General features: G+C 49.8%; 1 protein-coding gene and 1 pseudogene. One reads left to right on the top strand and one right to left on the bottom strand.

What is annotated here, in order from left to right:
- Positions 1 to 278: 278 nt before the first annotated feature.
- Complete coding sequence (locus M7F93_RS09110; protein WP_298172286.1) at positions 279 to 947, top strand: ABC transporter substrate-binding protein; 669 nt, start codon at positions 279 to 281, stop codon at positions 945 to 947.
- A gap of 122 nt (positions 948 to 1,069) precedes the next feature.
- On the opposite strand, the pseudogene M7F93_RS09105 reads toward M7F93_RS09110, so the two are convergent.
- Positions 1,070 to 1,264: pseudogene (locus M7F93_RS09105) on the bottom strand (HAD family hydrolase); the annotation flags it as partial.

Genomic DNA, 1,264 nt, shown 5'->3' with positions numbered 1-1,264 from the left:
CTTTAACCATAACGGCGAACTGGAAACATCGTGGCATTAATATGCTTACCGCGTTTAAAATTCGGAGACTAGCGAAAATTCATGACAAACTGAAAAAATTGCAATATCTTCAAAAGTTATTACATGTGTAATGTAACGCACAGAACATACCGCAAATCCAGGTATATCCTACTCTAATTCGCTTCATCCTATTCTTGGTGCTGTTTGTTGTGGCATCAATTACGGGCAGACGAAGATTGTAGGATGGATTTTTCAACAAATATACAAGGAAAATCTGCATGTCACTTTACGACGAAAAAATAAAAAGTATCCTTTTCACAGCTACCGGCGCGCTCATCTCTCTGGGCAGCAGTGCTGCTTGGGCGGCAGAAATGGCCACCCAGGCTACCGCACCGCCCGTGCATCAGGCAAACACGCCTCAGCAGGTGGTTGCGAATCTGAACACCGCACTCATCCTAGCGATGAAGACGGGACCGTCTGGCACCTATCAGCAGCGCTTCCATATCGTCTATCCAGCGGTCAGATCCGCGTTTAATATTCCCATGATTGGCCAACTGACCTTGGGGACATCATGGAATGATCTCAACGCAAGTCAGCGGCAGCAGTTTGTGGAGACACTAACGAAATATTCGGCCGCCAACTATGCCGCCCACTTTGATCATTATGCCGGTCAGAAATTTACGCTGTCGCCGCCCCAGATGGTTGCAGGAGGGCGTGCCATCATCACTAGCGACCTCATCGCAAAAAATGGCATGAAAAACCAATTTGCCTATATTCTCAGCAAATCGGAGGGCCAGTGGCAGATCCTGAATGTGAGTACCGATGGCGTGAGCGCTATGGCTATGGAGAAAGCCGAATTTACTGAAGCTTTGCAGAAAGTAGGATTTAAGACATTGATAGCACAACTCAAGGCACATACGGCTGATCTGGCACGTGGTCATGCCTAAGATCGGAGATATTGGTATAGGCGGCCGATTACTTACGATTCACAAACACCGGGGTTGACGTTGCCGTATGGGACCAATGTATGGTGGACCGCATAACGCCCGCTGGCAATGTTCCCAAACACTCAAACTTCGCGGATATCCGCCCACCACCCCTGCAGGGTAGGAATATCCACGACCACCTGCTCCCCAGCGGCCTGGCCCTGCAATACGTGCGCCGGGGATACCGTTTCTCCCAAATGATCGAGAACCCGCAGCGCTGCGCTAAAGTCCTGTCCTTCGGTATATTCCGTCTGGGTAATAATGGTGGCGAGCCCCGC

It is taken from the genome of Acidithiobacillus sp. (assembly GCF_027322205.1).
In the GTDB taxonomy this organism is placed as follows: Bacteria; Pseudomonadota; Gammaproteobacteria; order Acidithiobacillales; family Acidithiobacillaceae; genus Acidithiobacillus.
Note: the sequence above shows the minus strand (reverse complement) of the source record. Positions and strands in the feature narration are given on the sequence as shown.